We start from the raw sequence: 20477 nt of genomic DNA, 5'->3' as shown, positions 1-20477 counted from the left end.
GCCTTTTAGGTAAAGGATTGGGTAGTGTCCTTCTGGCTATATTTTTACTCAGGTTCTGGTCGTTCAAATAGCACCATACCTTTACTTTTTAGTTTCTCTACTTTTGTGTTATCTAATCGGTAAGATTTTAGATACACTTCTTTATTGTCGCCTGTTTGGTGAATAATTGCCAAATAGCGTTTACCATCTTCGTTCAACCCTTCAATCCAAGTCGTCTGCTGACGATATTTCCCTGCATTTTTATCGTATTCACGCACCACCAGCACCGCATTGGCAAGCAAGTGTTGCACATAATAATAGGCAGTTGGCTCAAAGCCTGTGTTACCGTCTCGGCTAATGGCTTGTTTTAGGGCATCATTTTCATTAAACACAATGACCTGCGTGCTGACCCCCAACATTTCCTTTTGCTCTGGGCTTAGCACCGCCACAGGAAAGCGTTCGCCATTATCCAACTTACGAAAGCCGTCAATGCGTTCTTGCTTGGGTAGTTTGTCATAATCAGGCGTGTCTTTTTTGTATTCGTCAAGCTGAGTTTCAATCCTGCCAAGCCAACGCAAAAACACACCGTCTTTCATATTATCCGCCACAAAGGATTTGGCAACTTCATAGGGGTATTTATTCAAATCAGGAAACCAGCTCGCCCCTGCCACCCCATCAAAACTATGTCCTAAATTATCAACATAATTACTGGGCAATTCATCAGGCTTGGTTTTGCCCATTGCCCTAAGCTGTCGCTCGTTAATCGCTTCCACCGTACAACAGCAACCCCAGCCGTTTGGTGGATAATTGATCTGCCAAAAAGGGCTATCAGCAGGTAACACCAAGCCGTCCCACGCTTTATGCTGATGACGAGGATTTTCCACCGTGTTGTGTCTGTATCGCCAATACGGACGAGATTTTAATACATCGGGGTCTCTCATCTGTTTATACCGTCCTGCCATATGACTGGTTCTAAGATTGGTGGCGTAGATGACTTTGGCTCGCCACGCCTTATAATCTTTGTCTTTGTCGTTCAGCCAACCTTTTTTTGCCAAAATGTCATCAAACTGGGCTTGAAATTCGTGGAATGCTTGACCGTCCGCCACCGCCTTTTGTACGGCATTGTGTAGGTCGGCAAGCAGGTCGGCTTTCATTGCCCCTGCGACTGTAAAGGCTTTATCGTGCTGTTGTGATGTCAGCTCGTCATAACGTTCAGTGGGGATACGCACCTTTTGTCGTAAAAAGTCAATTTGCTCTTGAAAGGGCAGACGTTGTCCTGAGATTTTAGTCATTTTACCACCTTAGAGATACATCAACGCATGATGAGCAGGCTCGCTATAGATTGAGCAAAACGCATTGCATAACAAATATGCGGTTAAAATTAGATGTAATTTCATATCTCACTCCGCCCTTTGAGTTCTGCCAAAGTCATCGCAATTTCCATTACCTTGACAAGCTCGTCCGCATTTAACTCATCAAACGCATTGACGATATTGTCCTGCAATTCGGCAAAAGATTGGGCTTGATTGACAATTTTCTTTAATCGCCCCACCATTTCGTCAAGATAGGGATTGGCGTGGGTTGCCAATTCATCAGCTGTTTTACCCACAAAATCGCTTTGGGGTTTGGGACTGGCTTCGGCAAAAGATTGTTGTTCTGCCATGCCTACGCCCACATCAGTAATATCGCCGTCTTGCAAACCATATTCACGCATAAAATATTGACGGCTTAACCTTGCCCCTGCTTGGGTCAGTGCCACATCTCGCTGGGCTTGTTCTAGCCCACCGTTACTGTCTTCAAAAAATTCAAACTGTGGGGCGACCCCACCCCAGTTATAATCCACAATCCAGTTGATGAGTGTTTGCAACTGCTCGGCAATCATCTCGCAGTCAGCAAGGGCAATCTCAAACGCCACTTCTGCCCCTGCGGTACTGCTTGCTCGTGTGGCATCGCTTTCGGTGGATTGGTTTTGACCGAGCAAGGCGATATTAACTTCACTACGGCAAAACATCAAAAACTTTTCAAAGGCATCGCTGGACGCACTTTTGCCACCTGCTTCCATAATCTCAACCGTGGAATTATCAGGGATAACCGCCACCGCATCTTGTACCATTGACGACAAATTATCCAATAGGATTTGCTGTTGTTCAATGTCATAGTTTTTGCCGTATTTGCCAATGACCCACGGCGAACCGTATTTTTCGGTAAACCGTACCCAAAAGTCCAGACCGCCTTGTTTAAATACTGTCGCCCAAAACACACTAGACGCATCAGGCTCGCCATAAGGATTTTCATAAGTGGGGTCTTGGCGTGGCAACAGATATTTGCGTTCAGGCACGATTAAGCCGTCCTGCCCTGCGTCCTTATCTTTAAAGCGTAGGCGGTTATCACTGTCAAAAAAGAACCAATCAGGGGGCATGGCTTGTACATCAACAGGCAACCACGCACCGTCCTGATACGCCCAAGAAATTTCGCACGGCTGATAACCATAAAACGATGCGTCCGCCATTGCCCCAATAATCCGAGATAGGGGCAAATTTTTAAAAATAGTATTGATGCGTTCGGTTGTCTCTGGCGTTGCTTTGTCTTGCACAATCCGCCACGCCTTAGACTTAACCGCACTTTTTCGTCTTCTTAAACAGCCCTTCACCCCTGCTTCGGCTTTAATTTCTTTATAGACTTGAATGTCTTTACCCATTTTCTTTAAAATAGGGTCGGGGTTGGGCAGAACGCTATTTAACGAACTAAACCCCGACACCGTGCCACGACTGGCGATTTGCCGTAAGTGCGGTGTACTGCTTTTTAACTCACTAAATGACACAAATTCGTTACCGATATATAAGCCGTTCATCGTCTAAATCCCCTAAATAAGCCACCAATCCCAAAGCCCTTTAATAGCTTGGTAGAGACTCGTGGTTTGGCGGTGTGAATGCGTATGTCCGCCCCACCATTGTCAATATTTTTAAAAGCATAATAGGCAAGCACCAATGCAATACCCATATCGCCATGTCGTGCTTGCTCATTTGCCCCTTTGTTTTTACGATTGGGCAATTTTGGAATGCCGTCAATGATTTCAAATGCCAATAAATCCGAAAGCGTATTTTCGTGCTTGGGTAGGTTAAATAGCATCTTATCTTCAAGCCCTGCCTTGAATGGGGGCATATTTAGGCTATACCATTTTTGGCTAAATTTGACACATTCCACCGTGTCCACGCCATAACGATGTTGGGCTTTTTCGGCATTGCTTGCCCCAATGCCACGAGCATCCAAAGCCACGCCTGCAAGCTGTTTTTCTACACGGTCGCAAATGTAGTTGAGTACCTGTTCTTGTTGGGTAAAGGGGATATTTTCAAGCTCCACCATGCCCACGCATTGCAGGTTTAAATCGGGCGTTTGCACCGCAATCGCATAATCGGTTAAGTCGCCATTTCGTCCATAGTCGCCCCCAATAAAGATTTTGCCTTTGGGGATTTCTGCCAAGAAGTCCGCCAACTGCTCATCGCACCAGTCCACGCAGTCATTTTCACGATAAAAATCGTCTTGCAAGTTAAACTCATTATCTCGTTTATAGACAAAAATCGGTGTATCAGCTGACATGACTTGCTCAATGAGTGGGCGAGATAGCCACCGCCCACCGCTATTTTTAGGAATACAATTTAACTCTTCATCAACATTGTCAGCATACATCGCACGGATTTTGTCTGCCCATTCGGTTTCTCCGTCCACCGTCCATTCAATACCACGCTTTAAACAGACACGCTGATACAAGCCTTGTTCTAGGGCTTCATCAAAGGTACAATGGTGTAAACTGTATGGTAATTTACCTGCCTTGACCTCTTCTACAAGCTGATTAAAGGGGTTATCCACGCCATTGTGCGTTGAAATAACTCGCACGCAACCACCCCAAATCAGCAAGGCAAGGGCAGACTTTAACAGCTCTTCTAGGTCATCGTGAAACCCTGCTTCGTCAATAACGACACGCCCCTGCTTACCACGCAAGTTTCTGGGCGATGACGATAAGGCGGTAACACGGTAGCCACTGGCAAATTTAATGGTAAAGGCAAGGATTGCCTTTTTCTCATCACCATTTTCAAAAATCTCTTCATGCTCTTCTACTTCGCTTGCCACAAGGCTATAAAACTTCGCCCAGTCCGCCACATCTCGGATAAACTCAATCGCCATGTCTTTGGTATAGCCAATGTACCAAGTATCCTGTCCGTTGGTACGACTGGCTTCAAGGGCGGACTCGCCAGCTTCTGCCCACGAACCACCGATACGCCGTGATTTGACAAAGATTTTCACTTCGGATTGGTCGGCAACCCATTTTTGTTGATAGGGCAAAAGCACGCTAGGGGCGGTCATGGTGCAATCCCCAGAATTTTGGCACGGATAAGGTCAGCAGTTTCGTCAGACAGTCCGCCTGTTTTCACAATTTCTTGCACTTCTTTGGCGGTTTTTTCGGCTTTTTCTTTCACATCTAGGGCGTGCTGTTTTTGTAATACAGACGCTTTGACAATCTCGCTAATGCCTTTCCCTGCTTTGGTAATCATTGACAAACGCTTGACAGGGTCAATGCTTTCATCATCGTCCAAGTCTTGTAGGGCAACCAACGCATTAAAAATCTCTGTCTGAACCAATGACAAAACGGCTTGCGAGCGTGCATCGCCGTCATCAGGCACGGCTTCGGCAATCATCAAGGACGCTTGGGTGCTGGCTTGGATTGCTGATAATTTACGCTCCAACTTTTGCCCATATCTATGGATAGCCGATTTGCTGATTTCATAGCCCAACTCTCTAAGCCATGTTTCAAGCTCCACATAGCCGTTAAAACCGTTTGAAAACAAACGGTCATCAAGCTGTTTTTTATGCTCTGGGCTTAATTTACTCACTGCATTGGCACGAGCCATAACACCCCCTAAACCCAATATTTTGACGGACGAGCCACGCCCACAGGACAATCCGCCACATATTCCACGACATCAATGCCAATGTGGGTCAGCTTGGCGTGCCAATGACCGTCTGGGCGTTTATTCAGCTCCACAAAGTGATGACTATGCAGATAATCAAGCTGAGCGTGTAACTCTGTGCTTGTGCCGTCTGCATAGATGCTACGCACCACATCAAGCAAAAGCACGTCTAACGCCCCCAATGGGCGAGCATTATGCAAGGCTAATAACAAGTACCACCGCATACCCTCACGGCGAACTTTTAAAACATCAACACTCATCATTTTTCCTTATTCAAATGGGTAAGCGTGGTTTGCACCGCATCAATCTTGGCTTGGGCGACTGTAAACGAGCGAATAAAGTCATCTTTTGAGACATATTCACGGGGCAACTCTGCCTTTAATTTTAAAATCTCACGGTCAAGCTGGCGAATGGCTTCGGATTCTTTATCCAGCTTATTACCCAGACCAGATAAAGCCTTAGCAAGAGTTTCATCTTTTTCTTTGATTGAGCTTTCCACTCGGCTAAAAAAAGCCTTGCCCACGCCCCACAACGTACCACCAATGGTTATCACAAGTGTGATAAGCTGATACAGTTCCAATTTAAAAATCATCGTCCGCTCCTGTCGTGCGTGCGTTCAAACTGCCATTGACAACCAACACACCGCACCGCATGGGGGATGGCTTGTTTGCGTTTGTCGCCAATCGGATTGCCACAGTCCACGCAAAGGGTAGTGTCATTTGGCGGTACTTGAGCTTGTTTGATTTTGCTGTTTAGCCAGCGTTCGTAGTCGGCATTGGCTTTATCAATCATGTCCGTCATGATGCCCCCTAACCGCATGAGAATTGGCTTGTTTGACAAACCGCAAAATCAATCCACACACCGCCACAATGGCGGTAAGTTTGTCTTGAATGACAGGTGGTAATAATTGCACGATTTCAGGTGGTAGTGGTACAGTCGCTAAAAAGACAATGATTGCAAACGCCCATGTGCTAAACCACTTATAACCAGTCTGCCAGTTATCCACCATCGTGATTTGCTTTTTCTTTGCCATGTTGCCCCTTAGGTTAGCTCAGTAACTTGGTCAGCTTGACTGGTTAGGTTGGGTTGGCTATCTTGGGCGACAAATTTAAGGTTATCGCTCATTCGTCTCATCCAGCCACGTCCAAAATGATTAAAGCTAGAAATTTTGGTATAAAAATGAATACGCTCGGCGTTAAATAAGTCGGTCAGAGCATGAGCTTTATCATTCATCGCTTGCTTGGTAATCTTGCCAACAACACCATCATCAACCACGCCTACGGCTCGTTGGAGTATACGTTTGGCGTTACCTACACCATGATTAACCCCTGCATCAAATAATTGAAATGCAAAAGCAAAACCATATTTTGTGGCATATTCATCACAGTTTAATGCGTCCCAAAATCTTGCCTTGTAGATTTTTTCTACCACGCTCATTGGAATGTGTCGCATTGACCCTGTATAACCAAACTGGCGAGCCGTGCCAATCGTAACACCATAATTGGTCTCACCGCCTTTGTCTTTGGGGTCATTGACATAACCGCCTTCGTGTTTTAGCACACGCTTTAATGCGACTTTAAAATTTGACATAAAAAATCTCCCAAGAAAATACTTGGGAGATTATGCGATAAATGGTACTTTGCTGTCTTTTAACCTGTTTTAAAGTTTATATGGCATCAAATAGCTCAAATTGATTTTGGGTGCGTTCTAATTCGTTCATTCTTTTTAAAATTCGGTAAATGTACGGCAGAGATAAGCCGTATTTTTGGGCGAGTTCGGCATGATTATGTCCGTTAAATGCACGATAAATCTCTATATCTCGCTTGTCAGCAAGATACTTTTCGCCCTTGATGATATAGATAAGCTGACCACCCCACTGCTGACTAATTTGAAACATCAGCTCATTGGCGACTTGGCGAGCTTGGTCTGGACTTAGATTAACTTCACTTAGCAAGTGTTCGGTATGCGTCTTTAAATCTTGCAACAACGCCCTGCCTTGCTGACTGCTTTTGCCTTGTTTTTTCACTCAAATTTACCTATTTTGTAGTAAAAATCACTAAAAAATCTGTTATTTATATGAAATTATGCCAAAAAATCGCTTATTTTACAAGATTTTTCTTGACAGGCAAAGCAGGTATGCTAACATGAGCAAAGTGCCACGAGTACCAACCGTATCAGAACGCCTTAGAGCATCAGAATACCAAAAGCCCCATAATTTCTATGGGGCTTTTTTCATTCTTTGAAACACGATAAATAAGTATTTTCAATCATAATCTCAGACATTGCTGGGTCGTCAATGACCAATTGGGGCAGTTCATAGGCTTTTTTGCGTATGTTGTTGGCTTCTTTTAGGGTTTCTGTGTCTATCTCATCTTTTGCAAATAAGGAGTAAAGCTCTATTTGACCACATCTTCTGATATGTTTGCCCTGCGTGCTTCTATCATATTGCGTAGATAATTTTCCCGAAAATCGCATATCGCTTGGTGCAGTTTGGCTTGTCGGTCGGCTTGAACAACGGCATTGACTGCTTTATTGACATCGTAGCTGTGGGCAAAAGCGGTGGTGCTTAGGGCAAGCATTAGGGGGATAAGTAACAACTTTTTCATCATATTTTCCTAAGATTGTTTGGTGCGTTTTTTACGACTGGCAACGGCTGAATACACCTTACTTAATTGCTCATCATCCAGTTCGGTCAAGCTGTCTGTATCAAAATGCTTATTCATATACTCATCAAGCCATTCTGGAGTGTCTTTGGTGTTGATTTTGATATAGGCATATTTGCGGTTTCGCCACGAACTGTTGTCGGTTTTGCTGGCTTTTTTGGCAGAATTTAACCGACCAATCCACATTCTTAGGTATTTTTCAGCTTTTTCAAAATCGCCAAATGGAATCAACAAATAACGAGTTACCTTGCAATGAGCATTCAAAGCCGACCAGACTGCTTGGTGTGATTTTGGTTTTTGCTTGACGGCTTGTTCTAGTTTGACAATGTCATCAACGAGTTTTTTCAAAACAGATGCTTGGGCTTGACTGATATGCTCCTCATTGGGCTTAACTTCGGCTTTGACCTGCGTTACATTGCGTGTGGCGATATTGACCACCCCTCCACTAACTTCATTGATGACATTTGCTGAACCACCGCTGGCAATGTGGACAAGGGGCTGATTGGATTTTTCTGCCATTTGTGCGTTGGCGGATTTGACCCCAGTCAAAATATATTGCACATCAACACCAAGCCCTGCCGACTTTGCCAAAAATTCCACGCCTGCCTCTCTTGCCCCCACTTCATAACGGCGTAGAGTCTCAGTGCTTATGTCCAAAAGCCTTGCCATATCTGACTGGCTATACCCCAAACGAGTCCGCTCTTCAATCAAGCGTATCGCAATGTCTTCACGCAATGTGTCCATAAAAATCCCAAAAAAATATTGAATACCACCAAATGGTGGTATATAATAAAATCCATTACAAGGTTTTTACCTTGTAATTACCCCACCCACTACGGAGTATTTTTATGACCAAACCAACCCAAACCCCCAAAGACCAAGCCAAAAAACGCATCTATGAGCAAGGTCTGACCGTCAAACAATGGGCTGAAAAACACCAATACCCAGTCCCAGAAGTTTACAAAGTGCTAAATGGCGAACGCAAAGGCTTGTATGGTCGTGCAGGTGAGATTGCCAAAGCACTTGGTTTAAATGTTTAGGCAATTTTACCCTATTTTTACCCTGTTTTCAATGCACAAGGAAACACCCAAATGACCCTAAAATCCGCCGAAAAAGTCCTAAGCACCCTAAAAGCCATGCGTGGGCATACGCTAACAGGCGTGTCAGTTTCTGAGCTTGTCAAACAAACAGGCGAAACACCCTCGCAAGTATGCCGTTATCTTGCCACGTTGGTTAGTCAAGGTTTTGTTCGCCAAGATGACAATGGGCTGTATTATCTATCGGTCGCTTTCGTACAGATTGCCACCGCACACAAAAAAGAAATAGAGCTTGCCGAAGCTCGTATTCACGAAATCCGCCAATTAACCCTTTAATGTAATTTGGAGAAACTTATGAGCCAAATGGTAGAAGTAACACAAGACGGTGTTACAGTTATTTCTGAAAAGAATGTAACTCAACACGCCCAAAAGCTAGGGGTGCTTGCCACTCAACTTGGTTATGACGGAACTTTAACCGTTGGGGCATTGGAAGATGAAATACGCTTTTATCAGCAACGCACCGTAGAAGCCTGTTTGGAGCTTGGTAAACGTTTGCTTTTGCTTAAAGAAATGACTCCACACGGTGAGTTTAAGCAACGCATTGCAATGCTCAATATTCATGAACGCACCGCCCAACGCTTTATGTCTGCGTCCTTAAAATTTAGCAAATCCGACAATTTGTCGTTTTTAAAGGCAGTGGGCAATCAATCAAAACTGCTTGAATTGCTTGTGCTTGATGATGACGAAGTAAAAGCCCTTGAACAAGGCGGTAGTATCGGCGACATCAATCTTGATGACATTGACCGCATGACTGCCAGTGAGCTTAGAAAAGCCCTACGAGACGCACGCTCCAACGAAACCGCCAAAGACAACATCATCAAGAAAAAAGATGAAAAATTGAACGAACTGGATGCCGAGCTGACCAAACTGCAAGCCCCCGCCAAAGTCAAAGAAAAAGCTGAAACTGCAAAACAGCAACTATCACAAAGTGCGTTATCAGAAATACAGTCTGCAACACTGACTTTATTTAATGACATTGCTCGCTTTACCAACCGTTGCCAAGCAGTTGCAGAAACTATTGAAGAGCATGGCTTATACCATTTACAAGAACAATATGAAACGAGCATCGTGGCAAGTTTTCAGCAGATTGCCGAACTTAGCACCACGCTTGGCGTACAGATTGATTTTGAAAATATGGTAACACCAGCGTGGCTTCAAGCCGAACAGGGCAACTAAGGAGCGAAGTCATGAAAGACATTGCACGCACCGACTATTTGCGAGAGACCGCCCAAAAGCTCACTCATGCCAAGCATGGCGAGAAAGGCAACATCATCGCCAAAGCGTGCGACACCTTGCAAATCAGCCGTCCACAGCTTTATCGTGAGCTTGAAGCGGTTGGCTTTACCACCGAGCGAAAAACACGCTCAGACAAAGGCAAAACCGTTGTGCCAACAGAAGTCGCTGAACAAGTAGGGGCAATGGTACACCTTGCCACTCGTGCCAACGGTAAAAAGACCTTGCCAATCAGTACCGCCCTAGAAATTTTACAGGCAGACGGTAAAGCTCCAAAAGTTAGCCCTGCGACCATTAGCCGAATAATGAAGCAAAAATTTTGCCACCCAAGCCAGCTTGCTACGCCAACGGCTCATATTCAGCAACGCAGTTTACACCCCAACCATGTGTGGCAGATTGATGCGTCTGTTTGTGTGATTTTTTACTTGCCCAAAGGCGGTATGCAAGTAATGGACGAGAAAAAGTTTTACAAAAATAAACCGCACAACCTTAAAAAGATTGAGAACGAACGGGTCATTCGTTATGTCATTACCGACCACTACTCGGGCTGGGTGTATGTAGAATATGTGGCGGGGAGCGAAAGCTCGGAGAACTTAACCCAAGTGTTTTTAAATGCCATACAAATTCGTGGCTTTGAAGAGCCAATGCACGGTGTGCCGTTTATTCTTTATGCTGACAAAGGCTGTGCCAACACATCTGGGCTTTTTAAAAACTTGATGGAGCGACTAGACATCACATTCATCGCCCACGCCACAGGTAACAGTCGTGCAAAGGGGCAGGTGGAAAACGCCAACAACATCGTGGAAACACAGTTTGAAGGTCGCTTCAAGTTTTTAAACATTGAAAGCATTGAGCATTTGAATGCGTTGGCAAAACGCTGGCGTGTGGATTGGAATGAACACAAAAAACACTCTCGCACCAAACGCACCCGAAACGAAGTTTGGCGGACGATTGCTATTAACCAACTTAGGAAAGCCCCGCCAATGGAGCTATGCAAAGAGCTTGTCAGTACCGTGCCTGTAGAGCGTACCGTTCGTGGTAATTTGACGATTAGTCATAGTGTCAAAGGTTACGGTCAGCACGATTATGACCTACGCCACATTGACGGCATTTATCCCAAAGCCAAAGTGTCTGTGGTGGTTAATCCTTACCGCACCCCGTGCGTTGATGTGATTGTGCCGACCGCAGGAGGCGAGAGCGTAACTTATACGGTTGAACCAATGCAGACAGACTGGGTAGGCTTTGATGTTAATGCCCCAGTCATCGGACAAGAAATGCGAGCCATGCCAAACAGCGAGATTGACAATCAAAGAAACAAGGTCATGAAAGCCGCCTATGGTGTGGACACACTAGAAAAAGCCGAGCAAGCGATTGCCAAGCGAGCAGTGGCGTATGATGGCAAGCTCAACATCATGGCAGACATCGATAGCCACGAACAAAAAGACTATATGCCGTTGGGCGGTGAGAAACTTAGCACGCCAGCCATTGACAACACACCACAGACTCGCAAACTTGCCCCACTTAACTGGGTGCAAACCGCCAAAACAATCCGAGCTGAGATTGGCGATTTGTGGACAGCGGAGCATTACCTTGCCTTGCAAGAGAGCTTTCCAACTGGCGAAGTACCTCAGGAAGTCATCGGCGAGATTATCAAAGGCATCTTAGAACCAAAGGTAGAACACCATGAGCAACAAGCATTGGCTGGATAAATACGACTTGACCCAAGCCAAAATCGCCAAAGCATTAAAAGTCAGCCCTGCCACGATTAACCTAATTTTTAATCATGGCAAATACCCAAAAGCAGGGGCGAACGAATTATACAGGCGATTGTGTGAATATTTAAACGGTCAAAAAGTCGCCCAAGCCGACATTGACACAATCAACAAACCCCAAAACAAATCAAACAAACCAAGCAAACAGGAGCAGACCATGCTACTCAGAAAACAAACCCTAAGCCACCCAGCAAAACGCCAGTTTAAGCTGTTTACCAACATCTTTACCGACAATGTGCGTGAAGCCAATCAAGTTTATCAAAATGCTGACATTAAAGACGTGCGTGAAGCTCTGTGGCAAACCGCCAAAGGCAACATGAGTTTTGTAGCAGTCATCGGACAGTCGGGTGCTGGCAAAAGCACGCTCCGCCGTGAGCTGATTGACCGCTTAGAGCGTCAAAAAGAGAATGTGATTGTGATAGAGCCGTATGTCCTAGCCACCGAAGACAACGACATCAAAGGCAAAACTTTAAAGTCGGTGCATATTGCCGAAAGCATTCTTGCCACGCTTGCCCCAAGTGTAAACGCCAAACGCAGTCCAGAAGCTCGTTTCCGCCAAGTACATAACCTTTTAAAAGAAAGCTCAAAGGCTGGCAATCATCATGTACTGATTATTGAAGAAGCCCACAGCTTGCCCATTCCAACCTTAAAACATCTTAAAAGATTTTTGGAATTAGAAAATGGCTTTACACCGCTTTTGTCTATCGTGTTAATCGGTCAAAACGAACTTAAAAATAAGTTGTCCGAAAACAACGAACAAGTGCGAGAAGTGGTTCAGCGTTGCGAGATTTTTGAGCTTATGCCTTTTGACCGCAACAGCTTAGAAGAATACTTACAACACCGCTCTCAGTCGGCAGGGCGTGAGCTTGACGAGTTTATTGATGAAAGTGGATTAAATGCCATTGCCCACCGTCTTGGCGGTTCACACAAAAACAAAGGGGCAGACAGTCTGCTTTATCCTTTGGCAGTTGGCAACTTACTGACTGGGGCGTTAAACATCGCATCAGAACTAGGAATGCCTGTGGTAACAGGCGATTTGGTTAAAGAAGTGTAGGAGATAACCGATGAGAACCATGACAAAACACAAACTCAACACCGCCTTGCATAAGACGTTTGGCGAACTTAGCGAACTGCTTGACTGCCCAAACGAAATCATCATCAATCCTGATGACCCTGAGCAAGTCGTTATCAGCGATGACTTGCAAAAGTCATCATTCAAACTTGGGATACTGGCAGGTTTTACCATAACCAAGCAGAGCCTAAGACAGCAATTTAACATCAACTAAGCGGAGAAAATCCATGACTACCAAACCCCAACTCAAATCCTGCCAAAACCTAGATGAAGTCCAAAGCGTAATTGCTTTGATTGGCGAACACGAGCGTGAAATCACACGTCTTTCTACCGCAATGAATGACGAGATTGCCCTGATTACCGAGAAGTATGCCAGCCAAATCAGCCCCTTAAAGTTGTCCATTGATGAGCTGAGTGCCAAAATTCAAATTTGGTGTGAAGCTAACCGTGCCATCTTGCTCAAAGACGGTAGCAAAACCGCCAATTTGATTACTGGCGAAGTGTCGTGGCGACAATGCCCACCGTCTATCAGAGTGCGTGGGGCTGATGATGTCATTGCACGTCTTGAACGTTTTGGGCTTGACCGTTTTGTGCGTGTCAAAAAGACAGTGAACAAAGAAGCCATTGGCGAAGAGCCAACAGCGGTTGCTGATATTGAAGGTATTACTGTCATGCAGGGCGTAGAAGAGTTTAAAATCACACCCTTTGAAATCCGTGTCAAATAAGGAACTATCATGAACAACATCACAACCTTGCTTGAACTTGAACAAGCTCGTCAAGAACTGCTTCATGCCGAACTACCAGCCGATATCAAGGCAAGCCAAGCCGAAAAGTTGGGCGACTATCGCACAGCCAAACGCCTATGGGAGACGGTTGCCAAGTCTGCCGAAAAAGACAGTTTGACACAAAAGTATGCCCAAATCCGCCACAACTTTTGTCAGTCAGCCGTCATGCACAACTACAAACGTCCAGAACTTAAAAATTTGGAGGCAAACCATGTTAAAGCATAAACAAAAAACCAATCATCAGCTACTACCAGCCGTGTTATTTTTGACTGCTTTGGTTGTCTTTGCCATTGCCAGTGGTGGCGTATTGCTTTCAAGCCTTGTCGGCGTTTTTCTTGCGTGCGTGGCTTGTATTATCATGACGCTTTTGGCGGTATTGGCGGTTGTTACGATTGTCTTTGCTGGCGATAAAGTATAGGCGAAACCTACCCCAGTCAAGAGATTGGGGTAAGGTCTGGTGGGGTTGGTCGCCCACCACTGATGAGCTGACCAAATTTAGTTTAACTTTAAAAGGTAAATCTTATGAACAAGAAAGAACTTATCAAATCCGTCTATGACAAAATGGACGGCTTACCACTCAAACAATGCGAGAATGCTGTCAATGCTGTACTAAACAGCATCACAGACGAACTGGCAAAGGGTGGCGAAGTCAATCTGGTAGGCTTTGGCTCATTCTATGTCAAGCCACACCAAGCCAAAACTGCTCGTAACCCACGCACGGGCGAAACCGTTCACGTCCCTGCCAAAAACGTGCCGACCTTTAAGGCTGGTAAAGGGCTAAAAGAAGCCGTCAATTAACCCATTTTTAGGCAAAACAAAAGCGTTTAAGGTGGGCTTAAAATCGCTTTAAACGCTTTTTTATAAGAGAAATTTGGAGTAAAAAATGACAGCTTGGCACGAATATCCAAAAACCAAGCCACGATTTAATAAAAAACGCAAATCAAGAATGTTTTGTGAGTTTTTATGTGTATCACTACATAAAGATGGTGGCTTTGTTTACCAAACCATAGACAAACAGTTTTATGATTTTGACAAAAAGTGTTTTGTTACTGGCAATGATAAAATAACCCATTGGGCTGAAATGCCAGAACCGCCAAAATTAGCGGTATCAGCTGCCCAATTACTAGGCTTGGAGTAAAAAATGACCCAAAACCAACCCAAACCCTACGACAAAAAGAAAAAACTTATCCAGCTTATTCACGTCGGCAAATCCGAGCTACATCTTGACGATGAGACCTACCGAGACATTTTGGCTTATACGATTGGTAAAAATTCCACCAAAGAGATGAGTGTTGCCGAACTAAATATCGTTTTAACCGAGCTTAAACGCAAAGGCTTTAAAACCACCACATCCACCAAACCCAAAACCACCACCAACAGCCCCCAAGACAGGCTTATTCGCCATTTGTGGCTAACCCTGAACGGCTTGGGAGCGGTCAATGACAGGAGCGAAACCGCCATGAACAACTATGCGACAAACCAACTGGGAGCAAACCTACCCAATCTTAACACTCGTGAAAAATCACAACTCATAGAAAGCCTAAAACAATGGCTCGCTCGTATTCGCCAAGCCCAGCAATAAGCCTTTAAAAAAACCGCTCTATATGGGTGGTTTTTTTATGCCAGTTTTTGCAAAAAAAATCTTTAAAATCTTGGCAAATAAGACTTGCTATGTGTGCCGACAAGAGCGATACTGTCCACACACAAACAATTTAACCCAATGATTTTAAAGGTGTTTTTTATGTTAGACATTCAACAAATTTTTCAATATACACAAAATTTTGGTGTAGCAGAATACGAAATGACAGATGATGATGAGCTTTGGGTGCGTGGCAAAGAATTTGGGACGCACATCATCATTAAAATGATGAAAAATAAACCCGTATTGACCGTTTGGGGTGGTGATGATTGCCAAGAAGTACTAGACAGTACAAGCCTACCCAGCATTGAAACCCTGCACGCTTATTTAGACGAACACGCCAGAGTTACGAGCGACAACCAAACTCAAACCCAAACAAAAGACACAAGCATGATTGATATTTACATCAACATCATCAAAGAAAAATTAGCCGAACAACAAATAGCCCTTGATTTTGAAAATCAAAGCCCTACCGAGCGGTTGGTGGTCAGACATATTGAAAACAAACTGGCTGAAATCATTCAATTTTTACAATAATTCAACTCAAAGCAAAAGCCCCAGACAAAAATCTGGGGCTTTATTGTGTGGGCTAGGTATATTATGGTAAAATGCGACAACGAAGTCGCTTTTGCCATGATTTTTCATCTTGCCAACTGGCTCAAATTTCATTGCATATTCTGCAACATCATTGCAATAACCCCTTCCCACTTTCTCCACCATATTCCCCATTCTTCCCATTTATCTCTAAAATCTGATTGAATTATATCATTAGGGATTAAATGATATACATAGACCCACCCTATAATACAGGGTCGGACGGTTTTGTTTATCAAGATGACCGCAAATTCACGCCCGAGCAACTGGCACAGCTTGCCGATATGTCATTGGACGAAGCTAAGCGAGTGCTTGATTTTACTGCCAAAAAATCCAATTCGCACAGTGCGTGGCTAACCTTTATGTATCCCCGTCTTTATATCGCCCGTGAATTATTAAAAGATGACGGCGTGATATTTATTAGTATCGATGATAATGAACAAGCCCAATTAAAATTATTATGTGATGAAATATTTGGGGAGGAGAATTTTGTTGGATTAATCCCATGGCGAAAAAGAACAGCTAAATCTGATGTTCCATTTGGTGTGTCGCAAGATTACGAGTGGATTTTGGTTTATGCAAAAAGTGATAAATTTGTTGCAAGTGTAGAAGGTAAAGAACGTAAATATTACGAAACAGACGATTTTCCTAATAGACCTTGGCGAATTCATGATTGCACAACACAACGAACGGCAAGCGAGCGTCCTAACAGCTTTTTTACAATGATAGACCCAAAATCAGGAAAAGAATATCCAGCCAATCCTAATGCAACTTGGCGAGTTACAAAAGATACCCTTCAAGAATACTACGATAAAGGCAAAATTGTCTTTCCTGATGATTATGATTTTTTAAAGATTAGTCGCCCTGTTATGCGTTATTTTAAAGATGATGACATGGCAAAGGCGGGAGATAATTTTGGAAGAATTGCTGTTAGTACAAAACTTCCTGATAATATTGGTATGTCGCTAAATGGTACAAAAGAAATTACAGAACTTTTTAATGGTAAGTTGTTTGATTTTCCAAAACCCACCAATCTTATTAGTTATTTTGCTCAAATTATCTTTGATAAAAATGCCTTAATCCTAGACTTTTTTGCAGGTTCGGGTACAACCGCCCATGCAGTCATGCAATTAAATGCCGAAGATAAGGGCAATCGCCAATTTATTTGCGTACAATTACCAGAATTAACCGATAAAAAATCAGAAGCCCATAAAGCGGGATTTGATACCATTTTTGACGTTACCAAAGAACGTATTATCCGCTCTGCCCAAAAAATACAAAGTGAAAATCCTGATTATACAGGCGATTTGGGATTTAAAATTTTTGAGATGATAGATGACTTTTTGGCGATTGATGATAATGAGATAAATCCACAAACTGCCTTGCCTGATTTATTTAGCCAGACATTTAGCGAGGATGAATACCACACACTTTTGACGACATGGCGAGTATATGACGGTCATGTTTTGACAGATAAAGTACAAAGTATTGATTTGGCAGATTATACCGCTTATTTATGTAATAAAACCTTATATATCATTTATCCTGATTTTGATAGCGGTCATATTAAAGCCTTACTTGATAAATTGGATAATGACAAATCATTTTTGATAGAGCGGATTGTATTATTTTGGCTTAGTGTGGACAGTGCCAAACAAAAAGAATTGGCACAGGCATTAACAACGTATAATAATAAAAAGAACCTAAACATTCATTTGGTGGTTAGAGTGCTATGAAAAAAGGCTTTCATTATGAAAAAAACTTGCCACACCAAATCGGGGCGGTAAATGCGGTATTAAGTGTTTTTGATAATGTTCATAAAAAAGACAATGACAGGGGCGAAAATCCCACATTGTCTTTTGTGGGCGAGCGTTATAAAAACAACATTCATCAAATCCAATCAGACAATCAAATTGACAAATCACCTGATTATAGCAATGTCTTAGATATTTCTATGGAGACAGGCACGGGCAAAACTTATACCTACACCCAAACCATGTATGAATTGCACAAAAGATTGGGTATTTATAAATTTGTGATTGTCGTGCCGACTTTATCCATTAAAGCAGGAACGGAGCAGTTTTTAAAATCGGACGCTTTAAAAAATCATTTTAGATTGGATTTTAATTTGGAATATGGACAAGCTGAAATTGAGCTGTATGTTGTAGAAAGCCAAAAAACCAAAAAAGGCAAACGCACCAATCCCATGCCAAGCGAGATTGTGCGATTTGTCCAAGCTGATAATACCCAAAAAATTCATGTGTTATTATTAAATATGGGTATGGTCAATAGTAAAACCATGAAAGGCGAAGATAATGGCAATGACGGCAGTATTCTATTAAAAGATAAATTTGATAAGCCTTTTGAAGCGATTGGTTCGGTCAATCCGATATTGATTATTGATGAACCACACCGATTTGATGACAATAACAAAACATGGCAGTCATTATTAAATCTAAATCCCCAATACATATTGCGTTATGGGGCGACATTTAATGATAGATTTAAAAATTTGATTTATCGGTTAAGTGCCATTGACGCTTTTAATCAAGATTTGGTCAAAGGCGTGATTGCCTATATCACCGACATTCAAGGCGATGACGGCACAAAAATCAAATTGGTAGAGAGTAATAATAATCAGGCGATTTTTGAATTGATAGAAAACAAAAAATCAACTCAAAAATTTACTCTAAATAAAGGCGAGAATTTACAAAAAATTCATCATCATATTGATGAGTTGTACCTGCAAGACTTAAAATCAGGCAGGGTTATATTAAGTAATGGCATAGAATTAAAAACAGGCGATAAAATCAATCCTTTTTCTTATGCCAATACGGTATTTCATGCCATGATAAGACAAGCGGTAAAGGTGTATTTTGAAACCGAAAAAGCATTATTAAATCGTGTGGACAAAATTAAGCCCTTGACCTTATTTTTTATTGATGACATTAAAGGATACCGAGACGGCGATGATATTGTCGGGAGTTTAAAAAGCGATTTTGAAATGATAGTCAAAGACGAAGCCAAAAAAGCCCTAGAAAAGGCGATGATTGGCACCGATTTTTATCGTTCCTTGCAAATGGTGTTGGCGGATGTATCGGCAACGCATGGCGGTTATTTTTCAAAAGATAACAGCAGTGATGATGAAAAAATCGCCAAAGAAATTGGCGAGATTTTGCATGATAAAGAAAGTTTGTTGTCATTGGACAATCCATGCCGTTTTATTTTTTCAAAATGGACACTTCGTGAAGGGTGGGACAATCCTAATGTATTTGGGATTTGTAAATTGCGTTCTAGCGGTTCAGAAACCAGTAAATTGCAAGAAGTGGGGCGGGGGCTAAGATTGCCTGTCAATGAATTTATGAGCCGAGTTAAGGATACTGATTTTAAATTAAATTATTTTGTGGATAGCAGTGAACGTGATTTTGTCGCACAATTAAAAGCGGATATCAATAAAGCTGCCGAGCATGAAATAATCCCTGTGGTATTTGATGATAATTTATTTGAAAAAATAAAATCAGCTTATTCAGATGTTAAAAGACGAATATTGATAAATGAATTATATGAACTTGGGCTAATTGATGACGATGACAACTTATTGGCAGGAGCGTATGAGACAATCAAACAAAAATTCCCCAATGCCTTTAATTATAATGCCTTAAAACAAGGCAAAATAGCAAATAGTGATGATAAACAAAAAACCAAAGTCGCCATGCGTACGGGAAAATACGATGAATTAAAATCCTTGTGGGAGGCAATAAATCAAAAGGCGATTTTGCAATATCAGATAAGTGAGCAGGAAATTTTGGCTTTATTGGTGGATTTTTTGGGTCAAAATAAAGCAAAATTTACCATGACCGGCATTAGTACAAAAACCCAAGAGATGATAAAAACGACAGATAAACTCATTGATTTTAAAACCAATGAAAGCATAGAAAATACACCATTTGAGCCGATTGTTACTTTAAATTATCGTCAATTTTTACAAAAACTTTCTCAAAAATCCTATATCAAGATGACGACATTGCACCAAGCATTTTTTGAATTAAAAAATGACATTGGTATTGATAAATTTATGAATGATGAGACGGTAAGAATGATTGATAAGGGATTTAATGATTATTTATTGAAACATTCTTTAAATAAATTTGAAATTGGTTATCAAAAAATCAGCAACCAAATTCACCCAACCAAACTCACCGACAAAAACGGCTTGCCTTTGCCTGAGATTGATATTAATCAAGATTGGGGTGTGCTGGGCGATAACAAACCTTTTGAGAGTTTTTTGTTTGAGCGGGTGTTTTTTGATAGCGACATTGAACGGCAAAACATGACCGCAGAAGACGTGCAAGAAGTCGTTGTTTTTACCAAAATTCCCAAAAACGCCATAAAAATCCCTGTGGCAGGTGGGGAGACTTATTCGCCTGATTTTGCTTATATCGTCAAAACCGCTAAGGGCGATGTACTAAACTTGGTACTAGAAAGTAAAGGTGTAAAAGATAAAGATGAGTTACGCCAAAGAGAAAATCATAAAATCAGACACGCCGAGCGGTGGTTTAATGCCATGAATGAGCAAGGGGCGATAAACGTGCGATTTGTTACGCAGTTTGAGAGTGATAGAGTGGTGGATATTATTAAGCAAAATCTGTCGGGATTTACCGAGAAATAACAATGTA

General features: G+C 42.5%; 27 protein-coding genes and 1 other RNA gene. 16 read left to right on the top strand and 12 right to left on the bottom strand.

Annotation, left to right across the window (positions count from 1 at the left end; genetic code table 11):
- Positions 1-44: 44 nt before the first annotated feature.
- From AAHK14_RS03755 to AAHK14_RS03700, 12 genes are all read right to left on the bottom strand, one after another.
- Entirely contained in the window at positions 45-1271 is a 1227-nt protein-coding gene (locus AAHK14_RS03755) for a phage minor head protein (RefSeq protein WP_065255167.1), read from the bottom strand.
- A 101-nt stretch (positions 1272-1372) separates the two neighbouring features.
- Positions 1373-2830 carry a DUF935 family protein gene (locus AAHK14_RS03750; RefSeq protein WP_065255168.1) on the bottom strand — a complete coding sequence of 486 codons (1458 nt, stop codon included), beginning with the start codon at positions 2828-2830 and terminating at the stop codon, positions 1373-1375.
- Positions 2827-4341, bottom strand: coding sequence for a hypothetical protein (locus tag AAHK14_RS03745; protein WP_065255169.1), 1515 nt, complete (start codon positions 4339-4341; stop codon positions 2827-2829). Before AAHK14_RS03745 ends, AAHK14_RS03750 begins: the two co-directional genes overlap by 4 nt.
- A complete protein-coding gene (locus tag AAHK14_RS03740; RefSeq protein WP_065255170.1) occupies positions 4338-4886 on the bottom strand; it encodes a DUF3486 family protein in 549 nt (182 codons plus the stop codon). The genes AAHK14_RS03745 and AAHK14_RS03740 overlap by 4 nt, the downstream gene beginning before the upstream one ends.
- Positions 4887-4894: 8 nt before the next feature.
- A complete protein-coding gene (locus tag AAHK14_RS03735) occupies positions 4895-5206 on the bottom strand; it encodes a hypothetical protein (protein WP_065255171.1) in 312 nt (103 codons plus the stop codon).
- Entirely contained in the window at positions 5206-5538 is a 333-nt protein-coding gene (locus tag AAHK14_RS03730; protein WP_065255172.1) for a hypothetical protein, read from the bottom strand. The genes AAHK14_RS03735 and AAHK14_RS03730 overlap by 1 nt, the downstream gene beginning before the upstream one ends.
- The gene (locus AAHK14_RS03725; RefSeq protein WP_065255173.1) at positions 5535-5747 is read right to left on the bottom strand and encodes a TraR/DksA C4-type zinc finger protein; all 213 of its coding nucleotides are present in this window, start codon (positions 5745-5747) and stop codon (positions 5535-5537) included. The genes AAHK14_RS03730 and AAHK14_RS03725 overlap by 4 nt, the downstream gene beginning before the upstream one ends.
- Entirely contained in the window at positions 5731-5979 is a 249-nt protein-coding gene (locus AAHK14_RS03720) for a hypothetical protein (protein ID WP_065255174.1), read from the bottom strand. The genes AAHK14_RS03725 and AAHK14_RS03720 overlap by 17 nt, the downstream gene beginning before the upstream one ends.
- A gap of 8 nt (positions 5980-5987) precedes the next feature.
- Positions 5988-6536 (bottom strand): glycosyl hydrolase 108 family protein, encoded by a 549-nt coding sequence (locus AAHK14_RS03715; protein WP_065255175.1) that lies wholly within the window; start codon positions 6534-6536, stop codon positions 5988-5990.
- Positions 6537-6612: 76 nt separating this feature from the next.
- The gene (locus AAHK14_RS03710) at positions 6613-6972 is read right to left on the bottom strand and encodes a Mor transcription activator family protein (RefSeq protein WP_065255176.1); all 360 of its coding nucleotides are present in this window, start codon (positions 6970-6972) and stop codon (positions 6613-6615) included.
- Between the two features lie 370 nt (positions 6973-7342).
- On the bottom strand, positions 7343-7552 hold the full coding sequence (locus tag AAHK14_RS03705; RefSeq protein WP_065255177.1) for a hypothetical protein: 210 nt from the start codon (positions 7550-7552) through the stop codon (positions 7343-7345).
- Positions 7553-7561: 9 nt separating this feature from the next.
- A complete protein-coding gene (locus tag AAHK14_RS03700) occupies positions 7562-8353 on the bottom strand; it encodes a transcriptional regulator (RefSeq protein WP_065255178.1) in 792 nt (263 codons plus the stop codon).
- 104 nt (positions 8354-8457) lie between these two features.
- Here AAHK14_RS03700 and AAHK14_RS03695 point away from each other — a divergent pair, with 104 nt between their 5' ends.
- The 16 genes from AAHK14_RS03695 to AAHK14_RS03620 all read left to right on the top strand — a co-directional run bounded on the left by AAHK14_RS03695 (position 8458) and on the right by AAHK14_RS03620 (position 20470).
- Positions 8458-8649 (top strand): DNA-binding protein, encoded by a 192-nt coding sequence (locus tag AAHK14_RS03695; RefSeq protein ID WP_065255179.1) that lies wholly within the window; start codon positions 8458-8460, stop codon positions 8647-8649.
- A gap of 51 nt (positions 8650-8700) precedes the next feature.
- Positions 8701-8982, top strand: coding sequence for a helix-turn-helix domain-containing protein (locus AAHK14_RS03690; protein WP_065255180.1), 282 nt, complete (start codon positions 8701-8703; stop codon positions 8980-8982).
- Positions 8983-9009: 27 nt separating this feature from the next.
- The gene (locus tag AAHK14_RS03685) at positions 9010-9882 is read left to right on the top strand and encodes a hypothetical protein (RefSeq protein ID WP_065255215.1); all 873 of its coding nucleotides are present in this window, start codon (positions 9010-9012) and stop codon (positions 9880-9882) included.
- 11 nt (positions 9883-9893) lie between these two features.
- Positions 9894-11648 carry a DDE-type integrase/transposase/recombinase gene (locus AAHK14_RS03680; RefSeq protein WP_065255181.1) on the top strand — a complete coding sequence of 585 codons (1755 nt, stop codon included), beginning with the start codon at positions 9894-9896 and terminating at the stop codon, positions 11646-11648.
- On the top strand, positions 11623-12765 hold the full coding sequence (locus AAHK14_RS03675; protein WP_065255182.1) for an AAA family ATPase: 1143 nt from the start codon (positions 11623-11625) through the stop codon (positions 12763-12765). The genes AAHK14_RS03680 and AAHK14_RS03675 overlap by 26 nt, the downstream gene beginning before the upstream one ends.
- Before the next feature lie 10 nt (positions 12766-12775).
- The gene (locus AAHK14_RS03670; protein WP_065255183.1) at positions 12776-12997 is read left to right on the top strand and encodes a hypothetical protein; all 222 of its coding nucleotides are present in this window, start codon (positions 12776-12778) and stop codon (positions 12995-12997) included.
- 13 nt (positions 12998-13010) lie between these two features.
- A complete protein-coding gene (locus AAHK14_RS03665) occupies positions 13011-13508 on the top strand; it encodes a host-nuclease inhibitor Gam family protein (protein WP_065255184.1) in 498 nt (165 codons plus the stop codon).
- Positions 13509-13517: 9 nt separating this feature from the next.
- Complete coding sequence (locus tag AAHK14_RS03660) at positions 13518-13793, top strand: ANR family transcriptional regulator (protein WP_065255185.1); 276 nt, start codon at positions 13518-13520, stop codon at positions 13791-13793.
- The gene (locus tag AAHK14_RS03655; RefSeq protein ID WP_065255186.1) at positions 13780-13986 is read left to right on the top strand and encodes a hypothetical protein; all 207 of its coding nucleotides are present in this window, start codon (positions 13780-13782) and stop codon (positions 13984-13986) included. Before AAHK14_RS03660 ends, AAHK14_RS03655 begins: the two co-directional genes overlap by 14 nt.
- An RNA gene (locus AAHK14_RS03650) (hammerhead ribozyme type II) lies at positions 13985-14062 on the top strand. Before AAHK14_RS03655 ends, AAHK14_RS03650 begins: the two co-directional genes overlap by 2 nt.
- A 28-nt stretch (positions 14063-14090) precedes the next feature.
- Positions 14091-14366: an HU family DNA-binding protein gene (locus tag AAHK14_RS03645; RefSeq protein WP_065255187.1), complete on the top strand. Its 276-nt coding sequence runs from the start codon at positions 14091-14093 to the stop codon at positions 14364-14366.
- A gap of 85 nt (positions 14367-14451) precedes the next feature.
- The gene (locus AAHK14_RS03640) at positions 14452-14706 is read left to right on the top strand and encodes a hypothetical protein (RefSeq protein ID WP_065255188.1); all 255 of its coding nucleotides are present in this window, start codon (positions 14452-14454) and stop codon (positions 14704-14706) included.
- Positions 14707-14709: 3 nt separating this feature from the next.
- Positions 14710-15150: a regulatory protein GemA gene (locus tag AAHK14_RS03635; protein ID WP_065255189.1), complete on the top strand. Its 441-nt coding sequence runs from the start codon at positions 14710-14712 to the stop codon at positions 15148-15150.
- Between the two features lie 159 nt (positions 15151-15309).
- Complete coding sequence (locus AAHK14_RS03630) at positions 15310-15744, top strand: hypothetical protein (RefSeq protein ID WP_065255190.1); 435 nt, start codon at positions 15310-15312, stop codon at positions 15742-15744.
- 242 nt (positions 15745-15986) lie between these two features.
- The gene (locus AAHK14_RS03625; RefSeq protein WP_065255192.1) at positions 15987-17537 is read left to right on the top strand and encodes a site-specific DNA-methyltransferase; all 1551 of its coding nucleotides are present in this window, start codon (positions 15987-15989) and stop codon (positions 17535-17537) included.
- Complete coding sequence (locus tag AAHK14_RS03620; RefSeq protein WP_065255193.1) at positions 17534-20470, top strand: type III restriction-modification system endonuclease; 2937 nt, start codon at positions 17534-17536, stop codon at positions 20468-20470. The genes AAHK14_RS03625 and AAHK14_RS03620 overlap by 4 nt, the downstream gene beginning before the upstream one ends.
- Positions 20471-20477: the final 7 nt, after the last annotated feature.

It is taken from the genome of Moraxella sp. K1664 (assembly GCF_039693965.1).
In the GTDB taxonomy this organism is placed as follows: Bacteria; Pseudomonadota; Gammaproteobacteria; order Pseudomonadales; family Moraxellaceae; genus Moraxella.
Note: the sequence above shows the minus strand (reverse complement) of the source record. Positions and strands in the feature narration are given on the sequence as shown.